Genomic DNA, 20,586 nt, shown 5'->3' with positions numbered 1-20,586 from the left:
TCAGCCTTCGACCTGGTTCTGTGGCATGCCCGCCGCCCAGGTCGCGATGTTGTGCAGTGTGGTTGCGGCAATCGCCCCCAGTGCTTCACGCGTCAAAAAGGCCTGATGCGCGGTGATGATCACGTTGGGAAAAGTCAGCAATCGCGCCAGCACATCATCCTGCAAGGGCAGGTCGGAGCGATCCTCGAAAAACAGTTGCGCCTCTTCTTCATAGACATCCAGACCCAGATAGCCGAGCTGGCCGTCCTTCAAGGCGTCAATCAGGGCCGGGGTGTCGACCAGGCCGCCGCGACCGGTATTGATGAGCATGGCGCCGGCCTGCATGTGCGCCAGTGAATCGCGGTTGATCAGGTGTTTGCTCTGCTCGTTGAGCGGGCAGTGCAGGCTGATGATCCGCGACTGCGCGAGCAGTTCCGGCAGGCTCAGATAGCGCGCGCCCAACGCCAGTACATCCGGGTTCGGGAACGGATCGTAGGCCAGCAACTCACAGCCGAAACCGTGCATGATTTTCGCGAAGGTCGCACCGATCTGACCGGTGCCGACAATCCCGACGGTTTTGCCGACCAGGTCGAAACCGGTCAGGCCATGCAGGCTGAAATCGCCCTCACGGGTGCGGTTATAGGCGCGGTGCAGACGGCGGTTGAGGGCGAGGATCAGCGCCACGGCGTGTTCGGCCACCGCATGCGGTGAGTAGGCCGGCACGCGCACTACGGCCAGTCCGAGACGTTTCGCCGCGGCCAGATCGACATGGTTGTAACCCGCCGAGCGCAGGGCAATCAGGCGTGTGCCGCCAGCGGCCAGTCGCTCGAGTACCGGTGCGCTAAGGTCGTCGTTGATAAACGCACAGACCACTTCATGCGCTTCAGCCAGCGCCGCCGTATCGAGGCTGAGCCGCGCCGGTTGAAACTGCAGCTCGACACCTGCCGGGCAATCGGCGGCGAGGAAGCTGTCGCGATCGTAGGTCTGGCTACTGAAAACGAGCGTGCGCATGAAAACCTCCTGGAACATCGACGCGGATTGAATCACCCAAGCTCACTTTAGCGGTGCTGGCGTTGATCGGCATTGCCGTGGATCAGGCACTGATCTTCGCTTGCGCCGCGAGGCGGTTGATCGCGCGCTCCAGTTCCTCCAGTGCTGCCACGGCCTTGGGGTCATCTTGCTTGAGCAGGGTTTCGCTGCGCTGACAGGCCGCGCGCAATTGCGGTACGCCGCAATAACGGGTGGCACCGTGCAGGCGATGGACGCGCTCGATCAATGCGTTCTGGTCGCGGTTCTCGCACGCCGCGCGAATGGCTTCGCGGTCGGCTTCCAGTGAAGCGAGCAACATGGCCAGCATGTCCGCCGCCAAGTCAGCCTTGCCGGCAGCCAGGCGCAAGCCTTCCTCGTGATCAAGCACTGGCAGTTCATTGTTGCCCGCCGCACTGTCGCTGATCCGCTCCGGCGCTTGATTACGCAAAGCCAGGCCGGTCCATTTCAGCACCACCTGCGCCAGTTGCCGCTCACTGATGGGTTTAGTCAGGTAATCATCCATGCCGCTTTGCAGCAGCGCGCGTTTTTCGTTGGCCATGGCGTGGGCGGTGAGGGCGACGATCGGCAGCGGCGTGCAGTGCCGCTCGCTTTCCCACTGGCGAATGGTTTCGGTGCTCTGACGGCCGTCCATGCCCGGCATCTGCACGTCCATCAGCACCAGATCGAAAGATTCGTTCTGCACGGCTTTGACCGCGGCGTAACCGCTTTCCACGGCAAGCACCTTGGCGCCCATGTCTTCGAGCAGGGTTTGCACCAGCAGCAGGTTGGCCGGATTGTCGTCGACGCACAGCACTTTCGGCGCCCGGCTCGACAGCGGTTCGCCCGGCTCATTGCGCGGCTGGCGCGGGTTGACCAGATCGGCCAAGGCTCGGCGCAGTTTGCGTGTGCAGGCCGGTTTCGCTTGCAACTGGCTGTGCGGGTTCGGCACCGACAAATGGAACAGTGTCTGTTCGGTGGTCGGGCACAGCACCAGCACTTTGCAGCCAAGGTGTTCGAGGTCCCAGATGTGCTGGTTCAATCGCTCTGGCAGCATGTCGTTGCTGGTGATGCCGATGACCGCCAGATCAATCGCCTGATCGGTCTGGTGGGCGCCGGTGACGCCGTTGGTCAAGGTCTCGAGGGTGTTGAACGGGGTGACATCGAGGCCACAGTCTTCCAGTTGATGCTGCAAGGCCTGGCGCGCCAGTTCGTGATTCTCCAGCACCGCCACGCGGCGGCCGAGCAACGGCGCGGCCGGCAGGTCTTCGGCGTCGTCACGGGTTTTCGGCAAGCTCAGGCTGATCCAGAATTCCGAGCCTTCGCCCGGTGTGCTGTCGACGCCGATTTCGCCGCCCATCTGTTCGATCAGGCGTTTGGAAATCACCAGCCCCAGACCGGTGCCGCCCGGCTGGCGCGACAGCGAGTTGTCGGCCTGACTGAACGCCTGGAACAACGCGCGCACGTCCTGATTCGACAGGCCGATTCCGGTGTCCTGAATGCTGATGCGCAGTTGCACGCTGTCTTCGTGTTCATCTTCAAGCATCGCCCGGGCAACGATGGTGCCTTCGCGGGTGAACTTGATCGCGTTGCTCACAAGGTTGGTGAGAATCTGCTTCAGACGCAGCGGGTCACCGACCAGCGACAGCGGTGTGTCGCGATAGACCAGGCTGACCAGCTCAAGCTGCTTGGCGTGCGCAGCGGGGGCGAGGATGGTCAGGGTGTCCTGCAACAGGTCGCGCAGGTTGAACGGAATATGGTCTAGCACCAGTTTGCCAGCCTCGATTTTCGAGAAGTCGAGGATCTCGTTGATGATCCCCAACAAGCTGTCGGCGGATTTTTCGATGGTGCCCAGATAGTCGAGCTGGCGTGGGGTCAGTTCGCTTTTCTGCAACAGATGGGTGAAGCCGAGAATGCCGTTGAGCGGCGTGCGGATCTCGTGACTCATGTTGGCGAGGAATTCGGATTTGATCCGGCTGGCTTCCAGCGCTTCTTTGCGCGCCAGGTCCAGTTCGATGTTCTGGATCTCGATGGTTTCCAGATTCTGCCGGACGTCTTCGGTGGCCTGATCGACGCTGTGCTGGAGTTCTTCGCGGGCGTTTTGCAGGGTGCCGGCCATGCGGTTGATGCCCGACGCCAGTTCATCCAGCTCCTGACTGCCGAGCGGCGGCAGACGCGTTTCCAGATGGCCGTCCTTGAGTTGCGCGACGGCTTGTTTGATCTGGCTCAGCGGACGATTGATGGTGCGGCCCATGCGCAACGCCAGCAATGCCGCGCCCGCCAGACCGGCGGCAATCAGCAGCAGGCTGGCAAACAGGCTGCGATAACCGCGCAGCAGCATGCCGTTGTGCGACAGTTCCAGCTCGACCCAGCCGAGCAAGCGGTCAGACTCTTCCGGGATCAGTTCGCCGGCGAGGTTGCGATGCTTGCCGAATACCGGCATCAGGTAACGCGTCGCGTCATTGCCGCTGCGCCGTTGCAAATGCGCGCTGTCGCCGCTCGGCGCCTGATTGAGCATGGTCGGGCCGGCATGGGCCAGCGGTGAGCGATCCGGGGCGAGGAAGGTCACCGCGCGCACATCCGGTTGCTCAAGGGACTGAGTGGCAATGCGTTCGAGCAGATCGCTGTTGCCGTGACCCATGGCGGGTGCCACCAGCGGCGCCAGTTGCTCGGCGATCATCTCGCCGCGCTGCATCAATTGGCTCTGCAAGTCGGACTGCTGCGTCCAGGTGAAGTAACCACCCAGTACCAGCGCCATCAGGCTGGTCGGCAACAAGGTCAGCAACAACACGCGACCTTTGATTCCCAGTTTCTTGAGCACGCCTATCTCCTGCATCCCGCTGATCTGTTGACTCATGCGTGCATCCGGCACGCGACATGGGCGCAGTGTAGCGATTTGCTCGCAGGCAATCTCCGGAAAAATGCGCTCAGGGTGGGTCAGGGCACCGGTGCTCGTTTGTCAGAAAGGGCAGCCTTGTGTTGCCCGCTGCCGGGCAATCTTGAATAATCGCGCTCAACTGAGAATTACTTGCAGATACTCATGACTCCTGTTTCCGTCGGCCAGCCACGCATTCTTTCCATCGAGGACGATCCGGTTCTCGGCGCCTATGTTCACGAACATCTGGGCCGCAGCGGCTTTCAGGTGACCTGGTGCCAGAATGGTCAGGAAGGCCTGAGCATCGCCAGGCGTCAGCCATTCGACGTGGTGCTGATGGATATTCTGTTGCCCGGAATGGATGGTTTGAATGTATTGACGCAGTTGCGTCAAAGCCATTCGACCCCGGTGCTGCTGATGTCGGCCCTCGGCGCCGAGGCGGATCGCATCAGCGGTTTCCGTCTGGGCGCCGACGATTATTTGCCCAAGCCGTTCAGCATGGCCGAGTTGCATGTGCGCATTGAAGCGATCCTGCGTCGGGTTGCGCTGGATCGGCGCCCGGCATCGCTGGCGGCGCCAGTGGCGGCCGGTACGCTGCGTTTTGACGATGAGCAATGCGATGTTTTTTTTCGCGAACACGCCGCCGGGCTGACCCGCAGCGAATACCGTCTGCTGGAAACCCTCAATCGCAATGACGAAGAAGTGCTGAGCAAAGCCTTCCTTTATCAGCACGTTCTGCAGCGTGGATACGCGGCCCATGACCGCAGTCTCGACATGCATATCAGCCAGATCCGCCGCAAGCTCAAAGCCATCGGTTACACCGAGCGTGAAGTGCGCACCGTCTGGGGCAAGGGTTACGTCTTGAGCGCCGCCGATGAAAATCTCTGAACTGCCGGGCCGGCATTCGCTGTTCTGGAAACTGGCCTGTCTGCTGGTCGCATTCTGTCTGCTGATGATCTGGCTGAGCTGGTCGTGGGGACGTTATATGGAGGAGCGCAACCAGTTCCTCTCCGACGAAGCACGCGGCACCCTTTCACGTTATGCGATGCAAGCCGAGCAAGCGTGGCAGCACGGCGGCCGCAGCGGGGTCGATGACTGGTTGCAGAGTATGGAGTTGCGTGAAGCCAGTTGGGTCGGCGTCATCGGCGGCAACTTGCAGTCGCTGAGCAGCGATCCGCTGAATGAACAGGAAATCCAGCACCTGACGTTCTTGCGTGGCCTCGACTGGCCGATTCACAAAAAGAACCGGCCGTGGTTGCGTGTGCCGTTTCCCAAAGAGCCGTCTGCCGGCAGCCTGGTGATCGAGCTACCCGAACGTTTCCTGCCGGGCAAGTATCGTGTGTTCTGGCGCGTTATCACTAACGGCGTGATTCCGGGCCTGTTCACCTTGTTGCTGTGCGTCGGTCTGTACCGCTTGCTGGTCGTGCCCCTGAACAACCTGCGCGAACAGGCCAACGCCTGGCGCGCCGATCAATTGAATGTGCGGCTGTCGAGCGGCATCACCCAACGGCCGGATGAACTCGGTGAGCTTGCGCGGGCATTCGACTCGATGTCCGAACGCTTGCAATCGACCGTCGCCCTGCAACAGCAATTGCTGCGCGACCTGTCCCACGAATTGCGCACACCGCTGAGCCGCTTGCGGGTCGCCAGTGAAAGCGAACAAAGTCTGCTGCAGTTGCGCGAGCGCATCGGTCGCGAAGTCGACGGTATGCAAAGACTGGTCGAAGACACTCTGCAATTGGCCTGGCTCGATACCGACCGTACGCCGCTGCCCGACGAGGCGATCCAGATTCAGGCGCTGTGGGAAATGCTCACCGACAATGCCTGTTATGAAAGCGGCTGGCCGAGTCTGCAATTGCAGTGCGCGGTCGAGTCCTCATGCTGGGTGCGCGGCAACCTGAATACGCTGGCCCAGGCACTGGAGAACATTTTGCGCAACGCCATTCGGCATTCGCCACCGGGCGGGATCGTGCGACTGGATGGACGGCGCGATGGCGACTTCTGGCATCTGTGGCTGGAAGATCAGGGCGGCGGCGTAGCGGAAGGGGATCTGGATCGGATCTTCTCACCGTTCACCCGGCTCGACGGCTCGCGGCCCGGTGATGGCGGTTTTGGCTTGGGGCTGAGCATCGCGCGCAATGCCGTGCAGCGTCAGGGCGGAAGTATTTGGGCGGAGAACAGCGGGGTGGGGTTGCGGTTGAATTTGCGCTTGGTCGCTGAGGGTGATTTCGCGCCGCCTGACGCATTCGCGAGCAGGCTCGCTCCCACATTGGATCTCGGTTCGCCGCAGATTGTGTGATCAACAGTTAATAGTGTCATCACTGCTGACACTATTCTGCGAATGACACTACTCCCTGTGGGAGCGAGCCTGCTCGCGAAGAGTCTCTGAGCATCACCACCAATGAAAATGGCTCAACACAAAAGTCGCGCCACTGGTGCGACTTTTATCGCTTACTCCCATCCCATAGGGAGTGTGTTTTACTCGCAGATTGTTTGAGCAATACAAGACAGTGTCAGCACTGCTGACATTATTAATAGAGCAACACGGGTCACTGTGGGAGCTGGCTTGCCAGCGATGAGGCCATTTGCATCACCGCAAACAAAGATGACCCAGCGTAAAAGTCTCACCAGTGGTGAGACTATTGCTGCTTATTCCCATAAACCATAAGCACCGCACTTTGCGTGATATGGCCTGCGCGGGTTTGCCGGTATGATAGGCGCCCCCGCACGTCTGGATTGCGAATACGCCATGACCCTGCAGTACCCAACCATCGCCGATTGCGTCGGCAACACTCCGCTGGTGCGTTTGCAGCGCCTGCCCGGTGCCACCAGCAACACCCTATTGCTCAAGCTCGAAGGGAATAACCCGGCGGGTTCGGTCAAGGACCGTCCGGCGCTGTCGATGATCACTCGCGCCGAGTTGCGCGGGCAGATCCACGCCGGCGATACGCTGATCGAAGCGACCTCTGGTAACACCGGGATCGCGCTGGCCATGGCGGCAGCGATCAAGGGTTACAAAATGATCCTGATCATGCCGGACAACTCCAGCGCTGAACGTAAAGCGGCGATGACCGCCTATGGCGCCGAGCTGATTCTGGTCAGCCAGGAAGAGGGCATGGAAGGCGCGCGCGATCTTGCGCAGCGTATGGAAGCCGAAGGCCGTGGCAAAGTGCTCGATCAGTTCGCCAACGGCGACAATCCTGAAGCGCACTACACCACCACAGGTCCGGAAATCTGGCGTCAGACCCAGGGCACCATCACTCATTTCGTCAGTTCGATGGGCACCACCGGCACCATCATGGGCGTGTCGCGCTACTTGAAAGAGCAGAGCGACAGCGTGCAGATCGTCGGCCTGCAACCGATGGAAGGCTCGGCCATTCCCGGTATTCGCCGCTGGCCGCAGGAATACCTGCCGAAGATTTATCAGGCTGATCGTGTTGACCGTATCGTCGACATGGCGCAAAGCGAAGCCGAAGACGTCACCCGGCGTCTGGCCCGCGAAGAAGGCATCTTCTGCGGCGTGTCCTCGGGGGGGGCGGTGGCAGCGATGCTGCGCCTGTCCAAAGAAGTTGAAAACGCGGTGATCGTCGCGATCATCTGCGACCGTGGCGACCGTTACCTGTCGACCGGCATTTTCGACGCGCCCAACTGATGGCCAAGCACGAGAGAGGCCTGCGCTTCCAGCCCACCGGCGGCAGCAAGGCTGCGCAAATTCCGACCGGTAAAAAGCAGCGCTTGAGCATCGAGCGCCTGGCCAATGACGGTCGCGGTATCGCGTTTTTCGAAGGCAAAACCTGGTTCGTCCTCGGCGCCCTCGCCGGTGAAGAGGTCGAAGCGCGGGTGCTCGGCGCCCACGGCAAAGTGGTCGAAGCGCGCACCGAGCGCGTGTTCAAGGCCAGCGAATTGCGCCGCCCGGCACCGTGTCAACACGCCGGTCGTTGCGGCGGTTGCAGCGTGCAGCATTTGCCCCACAGCGAACAGCTTGCCCTGAAACAGCGCATGCTCGCCGAGCAATTGTCGCGCGTCGCCGGTGTCGAACCTCAAGAGTGGGCAGCGCCGCTGACCGGTCCCGAGTTCGGCTATCGACGTCGTGCCCGTATCGCGGTGCGCTGGGACATGAAAGCGAAGAAGCTCGAAGTGGGTTTCCGCGCCGCCGGCAGTCAGGACATCGTCGCCATCAGCGAATGCCCGGTGCTGGTACAGCCCTTGCAACCGATCATGACCCGTTTGCCGGAGATGCTTCGTCGTTTGAGCAAACCGCAGGCGCTGGGGCATGTCGAGTTGTTCAGCGGCTCGTCACTGGCGGTGCTGCTGCGGCACATGGCGCCGTTGTCCGAAGCGGATCTGACCATCCTCAAGGACTTCTGCCAGTTCCATGAAGCGCAATTGTGGTTGCATGGCGAAGGTGAGCCGCAACCGGTCGATGCCACCCAGTCGCTGGGCTATCGCCTGGAGCAGTGGGATCTGGATCTGGCGTACCGACCGGGTGACTTCATTCAGGTCAATGCCGGTGTCAACGAAGCGATGGTTGCACAGGCGCTGGACTGGCTGAAGCCGGGTCGCGACGAGCGCGTGCTCGATCTGTTCTGCGGCTTGGGCAACTTCGCCTTGCCGTTGGCCAAAGCCGTGCGCGAAGTCGTCGCGGTCGAGGGTGTGCAAACCATGGTCGATCGCGCTGAAGCGAACGCCGCCAGTAACAATTTGCATAACACAAAGTTTTTTCAAGCCGATTTATCCCAGCCTTTGACCGATGCCCAGTGGATCGGAAACGGCTTTTCTGCGGTACTCTTGGACCCACCGCGTGACGGTGCTTTCGAGGTGGTTCGCAAGCTGGCGACCCTGGGTGCCAAACGGTTGGTGTACGTATCGTGCAACCCTGCAACTCTGGCGCGCGATACGGTCGAATTGATCAAGCAGGGCTACCGGTTAAAACGTGCCGGGATTCTCGATATGTTTCCTCAGACGGCACATGTCGAGGCCATGGCGTTATTTGAAGCGAGCCAGGATGGCTCGTCTGAATCCGTCTGATCTGTCCGCGCAGCGCTCGCTTTAGCCCCGCGAGCGCAAACGGGCAATAAGGATCAGCGATTTGACGCATTGAATCTGCGTCGTAGGGAAGGTAAAGCAAGATGGTACAGGTGAGAGCACACCAGCCGATCAACACTGACGGCAGTATCAATCTCGAGGCTTGGCTCGATCACGCGGTCAGTGTCGATCTGGCACTGGATCGCGAAGCCTTGAAAGAAGCCTGCGAGTTCGCTCGCGAGGCCGAACAACAGTCCAATGCCAAGAAGAATCTGTGGGCCGAAGGCTCCGGCAGTTTCAGTACTGGCCTGGAAATCGCCGAGATTCTCGCCGACCTCAAGCTCGATCAGGATTCGCTGGTCGCGGCGGTCCTGTATCGCGGCGTACGCGAAGGCCAGATCGAACTCGCGGCCGTCGGCCAGCGCTTCGGTCCGGTGGTCGCCAAGCTGATCGACGGCGTGCAGCGCATGGCGGCCATCAGTGCCAGCCTCAGTCCGCGCCAGTCGATGGTCATGGGCACGCAAGGGCAGGTGGAAAACCTGCGCAAGATGCTCGTGGCGATGGTCGACGATGTGCGTGTCGCGCTGATCAAACTGGCCGAACGTACCTGCGCCATTCGTGCGGTGAAAACCGCCGACGACGAAAAGCGTAACCGTGTCGCCCGGGAAGTCTTCGACATCTATGCGCCGCTCGCGCACCGGCTCGGCATCGGTCATATCAAATGGGAACTGGAGGATCTGTCCTTCCGTTATCTCGAGCCTGATCAATACAAGCAGATCGCCAAGTTGCTCCACGAGCGACGGCTGGACCGTGAGCGCTTCATCGCCGACGTGATGACCCAGCTCAAGGATGAACTGCAGGCCACCGGCGTCGATGCCGACATCAGCGGCCGCGCCAAACACATCTATTCGATCTGGCGCAAAATGCAGCGCAAGGGTCTGGAATTCAGCCAGATCTACGACGTGCGCGCGGTGCGTGTGCTGGTGCCGGAAATGCGCGACTGCTACACCGCGCTGGGTATCGTCCACACCTTGTGGCGGCACATCCCGAAAGAGTTCGACGACTACATCGCCAACCCGAAAGAGAACGGCTACCGCTCGTTGCATACGGCGGTAATTGGCCCGGAAGGCAAAGTCCTTGAAGTGCAGATCCGTACGCATTCGATGCACGAAGAAGCCGAACTCGGCGTCTGCGCGCACTGGCGCTACAAGGGCACCGACGTCAAATCCGGTTCGAATCACTACGAAGAGAAAATCTCCTGGCTGCGTCAGGTGCTCGAGTGGCACGAAGAACTGGGCGATATCGGTGGTCTGGCGGAACAGTTGCGTGTCGATATCGAGCCGGATCGGGTCTACATCTTCACTCCCGACGGTCACGCCATCGACTTGCCGAAAGGCGCGACGCCGCTGGACTTCGCCTATCGCGTGCACACCGAAATCGGCCACAACTGCCGTGGCGCGAAGATCAACGGGCGCATCGTGCCGCTCAACTACAGCCTGCAGACCGGTGAGCAGGTCGAGATCATCACCAGCAAACACGGCACACCGAGCCGCGACTGGTTGAACTCCAACCTCGGTTACGTCACCACCTCGCGGGCGCGGGCGAAGATCGTCCACTGGTTCAAATTGCAGGCGCGCGACCAGAACGTGGCCGCCGGTAAAACCCTGATCGAGCGCGAGCTGACGCGCCTCGGTCTGCCCGCGGTGGACTTCGACAAGCTGGCCGACAAGGCCAACATGAAAACCGCCGAAGACATGTTCGCCGCCCTCGGTGCCGGCGATCTGCGTTTGGCGCAACTGGTCAACCTCGCGCAGCAACTGGTCGAGCCGGAACGCGGCAACGAACAGTTGGAGCTGATTCCGCGCAAAGCCACCGGCTACAAACCGGGCAAGCGCGGCGACATTCAGATCCAGGGTGTCGGCAACCTGATGACGCAGATGGCCGGCTGCTGCCAGCCGCTGCCGGGCGATGCGATCGTCGGCTATATCACTCAGGGTCGTGGCGTGAGCATTCACCGTCAGGACTGTGCCTCGGTGTTGCAACTGGGCGGGCGCGAGCCAGAGCGGATCATTCAGGTCAGTTGGGGCCCGGTGCCGGTGCTCACCTATCCGGTGGACATTGTCATTCGTGCCTACGACCGTTCCGGGCTGCTGCGTGACGTCTCGCAGGTATTGCTCAACGAGCGTATCAACGTGCTCGCGGTCAACACCCGCTCGAACAAAGAGGACAACACCGCGCTGATGTCCCTGACCATCGAGATCCCGGGGCTGGATGCACTGGGGCGGTTGCTCGGGCGGATTTCGCAGTTGCCGAACATCATCGAAACGCGGCGTAACCGCACCCCGTGATGTGGCTTCTCTGTGGGAGCGAGCCTGCTCGCGAAGAGGGCGTGTCAGTCGACAACATAGTTGCAGACACACCGCTTTCGCGAGCAGGCTCGCTCCCACAGTGGTTTTGTGGTGAGACAGAGAAATGATGTACAGCCTTGAAGACCTGCTCCACCTGATGAGCCGTCTGCGCGATCCGCAGTACGGTTGCCCGTGGGACATCAAGCAAACCTACGCGACCATCGTCCCGCACACGCTCGAAGAAGCCTACGAAGTGGCCGACGCCATCGAACGCGGCGACTTCGATCATTTGCAGGGTGAGCTCGGCGATTTGTTGTTCCAGGTGGTGTATTACAGCCAGTTGGCCAAGGAAGAAGGGCGCTTCGAATTAGCCGGGGTGATCGACAGCATCACCCGCAAACTGATCCGCCGTCATCCCCACGTGTTCCCCACCGGTGATCTCTACGCACCGCTGGATGTGCCGCGCTTGAGCGAAGAACAGGTCAAGCAGCGCTGGGAAGAGATCAAGGCCGAAGAGCGCGCCGAGAAATCCGCCGCGCCCGAGCAACTGTCACTGCTTGATGACGTGCCGGCGACGTTGCCGGCCTTGTCGCGTTCGGCCAAGCTGCAGAAGCGCGCAGGCCAGGTCGGTTTCGACTGGCCAGACGCCTTGCCGGTGCTCGACAAGGTGCGTGAAGAACTCGATGAAGTCCTCGAAGCCATGTCCGAAAACGATCCGGTGGCCGTGGCTGACGAGATCGGCGATCTGCTGTTTTCCGTGGTCAATCTGGCCCGGCATCTGAAGGTCGATCCGGAAACTGCACTGCGTGGCGCCAACGGCAAGTTTGAAAGACGTTTCCGATTTATCGAACAGGCATTGCGCGACACCCACCGTCCCATAGAAGATTGCACCCTCGAAGAGTTGGACGCCCTGTGGGGTGAAGCCAAACGTCAGGAAAAGAATGCGCCCAGCTGCGGCTGAGCAACTGCCCAAGTGAGTAAGTCCCATGAGTATTTCCCTTCGCGACCAGTTGCTCAAAGCAGGCCTGGTCAACCAAAAGCAGGCCAAGCAGGTCAGCAAGGACAAGCAGAAGCAGCAGCGTCTGGCCCACAAAGGCCAGATCGAGCTGGATGACTCGCAGCAGCGCGCCGCCCAGGAAGCCATGGCCGAGAAGGTCAAGCGTGACCAGGAGCTGAACCGTCAGCAGAAAGAGAAAGCCGAGGCCAAGGCGCGTGCAGCTCAGGTCAAGCAACTGATTGAAGTCTCGCGTCTGCCGAAGCTGACAACCGAGGACTACTACAACTTCGTCGACGACAAGAAGGTCAAGCGCATCTCGGTCAACACGCTGATGCGCAACAAGCTCAGCAGCGGTTCGCTGGCGATCGTCCACCATGCCGGCGGCTACGAAGTGATCCCGCGTGAAGCGGCCCTGAAGATCCAGGAGCGCGATCCACAGCGTATCGTCCAGCTCAACGTGCAGACCGAAGAGGTCAGCACTGAGGACGATCCGTACGCGGCGTATCAGATTCCTGATGATCTGATGTGGTAAATCGATAAAGCTGTAACAACGACAAACCCCGCTCATGGCGGGGTTTGTCGTTTTCAATGCTGTGGTTGAATCAGGCGGATTTCAGATCCCGCTGCTGTTCTTGTACTTCCAGTTCGGCCTTGTAGTTGTGGGCATCGATCTCGTTGTGGAACATGCCCACCAGCAAGTCTTGTTGATGCACATCCCAGATGCGGATACCGGCGGCTACGCCTTCGTGGGACATGTGTGAATCGTCGCGTTCAGTTACTTTTACAGTCATCTGCTAGCTCCAAATCTCAAGTTATCTGCAGCAAGGCGTGTGCAGGACTCTGTTATATGATTTGTTAGCTTGCTAAGTAAACGGCTGATTTGTGCAAGGTGTTATTGCGTATTTTGCAACAGTGCTGCAGCCCGCGTAATCCGCGACATTCGGTCGCAGGGCGGTAAGTTTCATGACAGAAGTTTCATTTTCAGAAGCGCCGAAACCCATTGTTTGATCGTTCCCACGCTCCGCGTGGGAATGCCTCTGGGGACGCTCCGCGTCCAGTGACGCGGAGCGTCACGGGCTGCATTCCCACGCAGAGCGTGGGAACGATCAACAACACGGACCGGTAGTGTCCCGGCTAATTTCTTCAGGCAAAAAAAACGCCCCGAACCAGTCGGGGCGTTTTCATGTGTGGCTCAAGCCTGGGGAATTACTTGCCTTCCCAGCGCTTCAGTACCAGCGTGGCGTTGGTGCCGCCGAAGCCGAAGCTGTTGCTCATCACGGTGTTGATCGTGGCGTTTTCGCGGGTCTTGGTCAGCACCGGCAGGTCGGCCACTTCTGGGTCCAGCTCGTCGATGTTGGCGGAACCGGCAATGAAGTTGCCTTCCATCATCAGCATGCAGTAGATCGCTTCGTGAACGCCGGCGGCGCCCAGGGAGTGACCGGACAGGCTCTTGGTCGAGCTGATCGCGGGTGCCTTGTCGCCGAACACTTCACGCACACCTTTCATTTCCGCGACGTCGCCGACCGGAGTCGAGGTGCCGTGGGTGTTCAGGTAGTCGATCGGCGTATCAACGGTGGACATAGCCATCTGCATGCAGCGGATCGCGCCTTCGCCACTCGGGGCAACCATGTCGTAACCGTCGGAGGTCGCGCCGTAGCCAACGATTTCCGCGTAGATTTTCGCGCCACGGGCCAGAGCGTGTTCCAGCTCTTCAACCACGACCATGCCGCCACCGCCAGCGATGACGAAACCGTCACGGTCGGCGTCGTAGGCACGGGAAGCTTGTTCCGGGGTGTCGTTACGCTTGCTGGACAGAGCGCCCATGGCGTCGAACAGGAACGACTGGCTCCAGTGCTCTTCTTCACCGCCACCGGCGAAAACGATGTCCTGCTTGCCCATCTGGATCTGTTCCATGGCGGTACCGATGCAGTGAGCACTGGTGGCGCAGGCAGAAGCGATGGAGTAGTTCAGGCCCTTGATCTTGAACGGTGTGGCCAGGCAAGCGGAAACGGTGCTGCTCATGGTCCGCGTTACGCGGTACGGGCCAACGCGCTTCACGCCTTTCTCGCGCAGGATGTCCAGCGCTTCCATCTGGTTCAGTGTGGAAGCACCGCCGGAACCAGCGATCAGGCCGGTACGCGGGTTGGACACTTGCTCTTCGGTCAGGCCGGAGTCAGCAATAGCGTCTTTCATGGCCAGGTAGGCGTAAGCCGCTGCGTGGCCAACGAAGCGATAGATCTTGCGATCGATCAGCTCTTCAAGGTTGAGGTCGATGGAGCCGGAAACCTGGCTACGCAGACCCATTTCGGCATATTCCGGGTTGAACCGGATGCCAGGGCGGCTTGCACGCAGGTTAGCGGAGACGGTCTCTTTGTCATTGCCCAGGCACGAAACAATGCCCAGACCAGTGATAACGACGCGGCGCATGCGAATAACCCTTAGAAGTTGTCAGTGGAGGTGAACACGCCGACGCGAAGGCCTTCGGCGGTGTAGATTTCGCGACCGTCGACAGTCACCGAACCATCGGCAATGGCCAGGTTCAGTTTGCCCTTGAGGACGCGTTTGATATGAATGTTGTAGGTGACTTTTTTGGCGGTCGGCAGCACTTGACCGAAGAATTTCACTTCGCCCGAACCCAGCGCACGGCCACGGCCCGGCAGGCCTTGCCAGCCCAGGAAGAAACCGACCAGTTGCCACATGGCGTCCAGACCCAGGCAGCCCGGCATCACCGGATCGCCTTCGAAGTGGCACGCGAAGAACCACAGATCAGGGTTGATATCCAGCTCGGCGACCAATTCACCTTTGCCGTACTTGCCGCCTTCTTCGCTGATCAGGGTGATGCGATCGACCATCAGCATGTTCGGGGCGGGCAGTTGCGCGTTACCTGGGCCGAACAGCTCACCGCGACTGCAGCGCAGCAGATCTTCCCGAGTAAAGGCGTTTTGTTTGGTCATGCGAGCTCCTCAATAATCCCATGCGGCAGGTGGGGCAAATCTTCCCGACCGTTCGAAGCGTTCATGCCTCGAACCGGCAGCCTACTCATAGACTATTGCGTTGTGGTGAAAGTCACAGCACCAAGGACATGAATGTACACTTGTGCACTGAAATTTTTATTCAAGCCCCTTTTGAGGCTCGTTCGGGTGCCTAAGACTGCCGCACTTTCGCTTTTCACGCCAGTCGCAGATGGTCGAAAGGCCCACACTACGACACCCAGCGCTGCAGAATCTGCTGCAGGTCATTACGTTTGAACGGCTTTGCCAGATAATCGTTCATGCCCGCCGCCAGACAGGTTTCGCGGTCGCCCTGCAAGGCGTTGGCGGTCAGCGCGATGATCGGCACCTCACTGCGTCCGGGCAGCAGCCGGATCTGCCGCGTGGCCTCATAGCCATCGATGATCGGCAAACGGCAATCCATCAGAATCACTTCGAAGTCGCTGCCCTCGGCGTTGCGCACGGCTTGTGCGCCATCAGTGGCGACACTGACAGTAAAGCCCAGACTGCGCAGCATCGCTTCAATAACCGTCTGGTTTACCGGATTGTCTTCGACCAGCAAGACATTGCGCCCTTCACCATGCTCTTTGCCGTTCAGTGCACGCGGCGCAGCCAGAGTCGGCAGCGCCTGCTTATAGAGTGCCAGCGGAATTTCCAGGGTGAACACCGAACCACGGCCTTCCTCGCTCTGCGCGCGCAAGGTGCCGCCCATGCGTTCGGCCAGCGTACGGGCGATCGGCAAGCCGAGACCGGTGCCACCGTAACGCCGCGAGATTGAACTGTCGGCCTGCTGGAAAGCGTTGAACATCAATTCCAGACTTTCGGAAGAAATACCGATGCCGCTGTCACGCACCGAGCAGGTGAACCACAGCAATTCATGATCCAGCGACTGCCACTGCGCCTCGATGCTGACGCGACCCTGTTCGGTGAATTTCAGTGCGTTGCCAACCAGATTGACCAGAATCTGCCGGATCCGCGTTGGATCGCCTTGCACCTGCAAACCGCGCATGTCGTCCGGGATGCGCAGGTTCAGCGCCAGCCCTCGCTGTACCGCGCTGTGCTGGAACGACTGGGCGCAGGCGCCAATCAGTTCGGCCAGGTTGAACGGGATGTGCTCCAGTTCCAGCTCCGAGCGTTCGATGCGTGAGAAGTCGAGAATATCGTTGATGACTTTCAGCAAGTGCTCGGTGGACTCCGAGGCGAGGGCGGCATATTCAACCTGCTCCTCGGTCATCTCGGTGGTTTCCAGCAATTGCAGCATGCCCAGCACGCCGTTCATGGGCGTGCGCAGTTCATGGCTCATCATCGCCAGAAAGTCGGACTTGGCGTTGTTGGCCTTTTCCGCTTCTTCACGGGTCTGGATCAGTTGGGCCATGGCTTGATGCTGCTCGCGGCTGGCCTGTTCCAGCGCCTGGGCAAGGTTGTTGATGTGTTGCGACAGCGCGCCCAGTTCGGTGTCATCGACGATCGGCAACGGGGTTTTGTAATCGCCGTCCTGAATCGCCTTCACCGCGTCACCGATATCGCGGATCGGCTGCGACAGGCTGCCGGCCAGGCGCCGTGCCAATACAAAGGTGAAGAGCAGGGCGAACAGCGCGAGAATCCCGGCCTTGAGCAGAATCTCCTGCTGGCGCTGGCTGAACGCGTCGTTGGACAAGCCGACGATCACCCGGCCCAGATAATCTTCGCCGGCCCCGCTATTGCTGACCTTGCCGTCCTGGAAGAAATCATTGTGCAGGGCGATGCGCTGCAACCGTACTGGTGCCTGAAACACTTCGACCTGATGCGGCCGACCGTGCGCCGCCGCGGGTTGTTCGACGTACACCAGAATCCGGTTGGCGCTGTCCTGTACTTCGAGAAAACGCACGTTGGGCGTGGCCAGTGTGGCTTTGAGCAGGCTTTCCAGCACTTCGTTGTTGCCGGAAATCACCCCGTATTCGGTGGCGGGCGCCAGTTGGTTGGCGATCAGTTGACCGGTGTGGTTCAGTTCCTGACGCAAATCCTGAATGCGCACGAAGGTGAAGAAGCTGATCAACAGCAAGGTCAGCAACAACGCCGGGCCCAGGCTGATCAGCTGGGTGCGGGTGTTGATGTCCCAACGGCGACGGAAACTCATGGGCGGCGTTCTCCTTCAGCCAGTGCGCTGGCAACAGATGCGTCATTGAGCGGTTCGATACCCAGTGAACGAGCGACCTGCGCATTACTTGAGACTTTAAAACGTGCGGGGTAGAGCGTCCGCGGCCAAGTGGCCGGCGGTTGGTCGAGCAATTGATCGAGGATTGCCAGCCAGTCGTTCTGGTCGCTGTAACTGCTGGCCAGGCTGCCGGCGCGGACGAACGCGACGTTGGGGCCGACCAGTGCGACTTGCCGTGAGTAACTGCTGAGCAGCAGGTTTTTCGCGGTTTTCGGGTTGTACAGATCGGGGTCGTCGAGCCCGAGCAGCACGTCGCTGTTTTTCAGCACGGTTTGCAGCGGGCGGCTGTCGTGGGTGTTGTCCCAGCGCTGGCTGACGACTTGCAGGTTCAGCGGCGCGGCGGCGAGATTCAGCTCCTTGAGGAGGAATTCGCTGTGCTCATCGAACAGCACGCCGATCCGCCGGGCCTGGGGCAAAATGCGTCGGATCAACTGCAACTGTCGGCTCAGCGGCGGATCACTCCACAGCAAACTCAGATGCGCCGGTTGCGCGCTGCCGAGGCGCTGCCGGGCTTGCAGGCGACTGATGCGCAGCACCAGCGTCGCCGGGCCTTGGGGTTCTTGCAGACGCCAGTCGAGGCTCGGCAGGTCGAGCAGAATCAGGCGCAGGCCGGCGGGCAGTTTGCCCGGCGCCGGCAGGCTGGCCAGTGGCTGGAAACGCACGTTGTCGGTCGGTCGCAGTTCACTGAGCGCCTGGACGAACGCTTGTACGCCTGGACTTTCTTCGGCGCCGGTCAACAGGATATCGGCGGCCTGCACCGCCACACCATGCAGCCATGCGGTCATAAACAGACAAACCCCGGCCAGCCAGTGGCCCAGGGTTGGCATCTTCCGTGACTGCCGGTAGCGCATCCTAGAACTCCAGCTCGGCGCTGAAGTACATCACCCGGCGTTCGTCGTAATTGTTGTCGACGAAAGTGGTCGGCTCGTGGTCGAGACGCTGTTGCAGTACGCCAGCCAGTTGCAATTGTGCTTTGCCCAGCGCGATGCGTTTGGCGATGCGCGTGTCGACGCGCTCGAAACGGTAGCCGTTGAGTGCGTTGTCGCCGTAATAGAAGAGGGCGCTGTTCCAGCCATCGCCCCAGTCGCGCAGCCAGCCGGCCGAACCGCTGTTGCGTGAAGTGAACTGCTGATCCAGTGGGTTACTCGCCTCGGCATCGACAAAGGCGTAGGTGAAGCGCAAACGGTCGGCCAGGCTCACGCGCCAGTCGAGCTGGGTTTCCGTGCCCCGAAAACGTGAGCTGTTGGCATTGCTGGCGATGTACTGGTTGTTGCGTAGCGGCTCACTGATCATCCCGGTGATCTCGTCGTAGAACAGCTTCACATCCAGGGCCAGGCCCAGTTCGGCGAAATAGCCGTTGTAGCCCAGCTCGCGCGAGCGCATGTGTTCCTGATCGAGATCGCCGGGGCCGCGAGTCTTGACGAAGTAGCGCGCCGAAGACTGGCCATAGGCCGAGGGGCGCAGGTTGCTGACCTGATAGCTCCAGTTCACATTGTTCTCGAACATGTCCGGCGAGCGGATCGCCTCCGAATACACCGCACGCAGGCCGTGGCGCGGGTTGATCAGGTAATTGACGGCGAAGCGCGGGGTCAGCGAACTGCCGATCAGTTGCGTGTTTTCGAACATCGCACCGCCCTGCAACAGCCAGTGTTCCGTGGCGCGCCATTCCAGTTGGCCGAACGCGCGCCAAGTGGTGTCGTCCAGCGTGCCATTGAAGTAAGTCTCGGAGTCGGCGCGGTCGTAACGATAGTTCATGCCGCTGACCAGACGCAGGCTGTCGGACAGGCTGAGGGTGTCCTGCAATTCGAGGTCGTAGCGCGATTCGCGGGCGCTCTGATCGATGTCGCCGCACAGGGTTCGGCTGGCGCCGTTGCGCCATTGATCAAGCACCTGATTGGCCAGGGCCATTTCCTGTGGCGTGCCGGGCGCCGCTCCGGGGCCGGTGAACCGGGTGATGTTGCGCGCCAGACGTTCGGTGTAATTCGGGTTGAGCTGCCACAGTTGCGTCAGTTCGGGGCTGAACGATACCTCGGCATCGCAGGCGCGCCAGGTTTGCTGACGATCCCAGTGTTGCGCCGAGCCTTGTATATAAAGGCTGTGCTCCGGGTTGATATCGAGATTCCAGCGCACCGAGCCGGCGTAATCCTTGGCGACTACGTCGGAATTGTTCCCGGCGGCGGTAATCCCGGAGAACACCGGGCGGTAGGTGTAGGGCCGCTGGTTGGTGCCGTCCTTGGCGTTGACCTGCCAGTCGAGGCTCTGGTTATCGCTGAGGGTGTGACTGACCGCGAGACTGAAGCGATTCAAGCGGCGGCTGTCACGGTAGTCGGCACCGCTGCGATCGCTGTCGAAGCCGTCATCTTCCTGACCGGACAGCGACAAACGCAGATCACCACCATTCCAGCCGGTGCCCTGGCTGGCGTAAAAATCATTGATGCCATGCTGGCCACGGGTGTACTTCAGGCGAGTGCCGTGGCTGTCTGCCGGGTGACGGGTAATGATGTTGACCACCGCCATCAGCGCGTTGGCGCCATAACTGACGGTGTTCGGGCCGCGAAACACTTCGATGCGCTCGATGTCCTCCATGGCCACCGGAATATCGCTCCAGTCCACCGTGGACAAACCGGCGCGGTACACCGAGCGGCCGTCGATCAACACTTGCATGCGCCGTGCTTCGCTGGCGTTGGTGCCGTGATAATTGACGGCCGCCTGATTGCCGCTGATGTTGCCGACCATCATCCCTGGCACCAGGCGCAGCAGCTCACTGATGTCGCGGGCGCCGCTGGCGTTGATCAATTCGCTGTCGAGTACGGTCATGCTCCCCGGCACTTCCGCCGGTGTCTGTTTCAGGCGCGTGGCCGTCAGCACCTGCGGCAGTGCTTCGTTGTCCATGAACAGGTCGTCCGCCAGCACTAGCGGGCTGAACAGCAGCGCCAGCAAAAGGGACGAACGGGGAGGGGGAGGAGCGAAAAACACGACGCAGCCTTGATCGTAAAGATTTGGCGCGCATGTTAACCGAGCACCGTGACTTTTCCATTCACGTTAGTAGCATTTTCCTAGGTTTTATTGGTCTTCTTCCTACAAATGTCGGTAATTGTTGCTGGGGCTGGCCGCGACCGGGCTGCCCCGTATAATGCCGCCATCGCCACTGG

General features: G+C 60.5%; 15 protein-coding genes. 7 read left to right on the top strand and 8 right to left on the bottom strand.

From position 1 onward, the window contains the following. Positions 1-990 carry a 2-hydroxyacid dehydrogenase gene (locus PspS49_RS21905; protein ID WP_150750535.1) on the bottom strand — a complete coding sequence of 330 codons (990 nt, stop codon included), beginning with the start codon at positions 988-990 and terminating at the stop codon, positions 1-3. An 82-nt stretch (positions 991-1,072) separates the two neighbouring features. Beyond that, positions 1,073-3,826, bottom strand: coding sequence for a response regulator (locus tag PspS49_RS21900; protein WP_160042570.1), 2,754 nt, complete (start codon positions 3,824-3,826; stop codon positions 1,073-1,075). Between the two features lie 219 nt (positions 3,827-4,045). On the opposite strand from PspS49_RS21900, the gene PspS49_RS21895 reads away from it, so the two are divergent. From PspS49_RS21895 to PspS49_RS21865, 7 genes are all read left to right on the top strand, one after another. After that, the gene (locus tag PspS49_RS21895; protein WP_127929370.1) at positions 4,046-4,768 is read left to right on the top strand and encodes a response regulator transcription factor; all 723 of its coding nucleotides are present in this window, start codon (positions 4,046-4,048) and stop codon (positions 4,766-4,768) included. Then, positions 4,755-6,179: a sensor histidine kinase gene (locus PspS49_RS21890; RefSeq protein ID WP_160041448.1), complete on the top strand. Its 1,425-nt coding sequence runs from the start codon at positions 4,755-4,757 to the stop codon at positions 6,177-6,179. Before PspS49_RS21895 ends, PspS49_RS21890 begins: the two co-directional genes overlap by 14 nt. Before the next feature lie 450 nt (positions 6,180-6,629). Next, positions 6,630-7,532, top strand: a complete 903-nt coding sequence (gene cysM, locus PspS49_RS21885) for a cysteine synthase CysM (RefSeq protein WP_026000780.1) — start codon at positions 6,630-6,632, stop codon at positions 7,530-7,532. After that, entirely contained in the window at positions 7,532-8,908 is a 1,377-nt protein-coding gene (gene rlmD / locus PspS49_RS21880) for a 23S rRNA (uracil(1939)-C(5))-methyltransferase RlmD (RefSeq protein ID WP_160041446.1), read from the top strand. The genes cysM and rlmD overlap by 1 nt, the downstream gene beginning before the upstream one ends. Positions 8,909-9,009: 101 nt before the next feature. After that, entirely contained in the window at positions 9,010-11,253 is a 2,244-nt protein-coding gene (gene relA, locus PspS49_RS21875; RefSeq protein WP_007917476.1) for a GTP diphosphokinase, read from the top strand. Between the two features lie 127 nt (positions 11,254-11,380). Beyond that, positions 11,381-12,214 (top strand): nucleoside triphosphate pyrophosphohydrolase, encoded by an 834-nt coding sequence (gene mazG, locus PspS49_RS21870; protein ID WP_150750761.1) that lies wholly within the window; start codon positions 11,381-11,383, stop codon positions 12,212-12,214. 25 nt (positions 12,215-12,239) lie between these two features. Continuing rightward, the gene (locus tag PspS49_RS21865; protein ID WP_016987455.1) at positions 12,240-12,782 is read left to right on the top strand and encodes a DUF2058 domain-containing protein; all 543 of its coding nucleotides are present in this window, start codon (positions 12,240-12,242) and stop codon (positions 12,780-12,782) included. Between the two features lie 70 nt (positions 12,783-12,852). Here PspS49_RS21865 and PspS49_RS21860 read toward each other — a convergent pair whose 3' ends face one another. From PspS49_RS21860 to PspS49_RS21835, 6 genes are all read right to left on the bottom strand, one after another. Continuing rightward, entirely contained in the window at positions 12,853-13,041 is a 189-nt protein-coding gene (locus PspS49_RS21860) for a hypothetical protein (RefSeq protein WP_007917473.1), read from the bottom strand. Between the two features lie 415 nt (positions 13,042-13,456). After that, entirely contained in the window at positions 13,457-14,677 is a 1,221-nt protein-coding gene (gene fabB, locus PspS49_RS21855) for a beta-ketoacyl-ACP synthase I (protein WP_003227152.1), read from the bottom strand. An 11-nt stretch (positions 14,678-14,688) separates the two neighbouring features. Beyond that, positions 14,689-15,204 (bottom strand): 3-hydroxyacyl-[acyl-carrier-protein] dehydratase FabA, encoded by a 516-nt coding sequence (fabA, locus tag PspS49_RS21850; protein ID WP_003227150.1) that lies wholly within the window; start codon positions 15,202-15,204, stop codon positions 14,689-14,691. 247 nt (positions 15,205-15,451) lie between these two features. Further along, positions 15,452-17,356, bottom strand: coding sequence for an ATP-binding protein (locus PspS49_RS21845; protein WP_150775986.1), 1,905 nt, complete (start codon positions 17,354-17,356; stop codon positions 15,452-15,454). Beyond that, on the bottom strand, positions 17,353-18,285 hold the full coding sequence (locus PspS49_RS21840; protein ID WP_127929366.1) for an ABC transporter substrate-binding protein: 933 nt from the start codon (positions 18,283-18,285) through the stop codon (positions 17,353-17,355). Before PspS49_RS21840 ends, PspS49_RS21845 begins: the two co-directional genes overlap by 4 nt. Position 18,286: 1 nt before the next feature. Beyond that, positions 18,287-20,410 (bottom strand): TonB-dependent receptor, encoded by a 2,124-nt coding sequence (locus PspS49_RS21835; protein WP_160041444.1) that lies wholly within the window; start codon positions 20,408-20,410, stop codon positions 18,287-18,289. Between the last annotated feature and the right edge of the window lie 176 nt (positions 20,411-20,586).

It is taken from the genome of Pseudomonas sp. S49 (assembly GCF_009866785.1).
Taxonomy (GTDB): domain Bacteria; phylum Pseudomonadota; class Gammaproteobacteria; order Pseudomonadales; family Pseudomonadaceae; genus Aquipseudomonas.
Note: the sequence above shows the minus strand (reverse complement) of the source record. Positions and strands in the feature narration are given on the sequence as shown.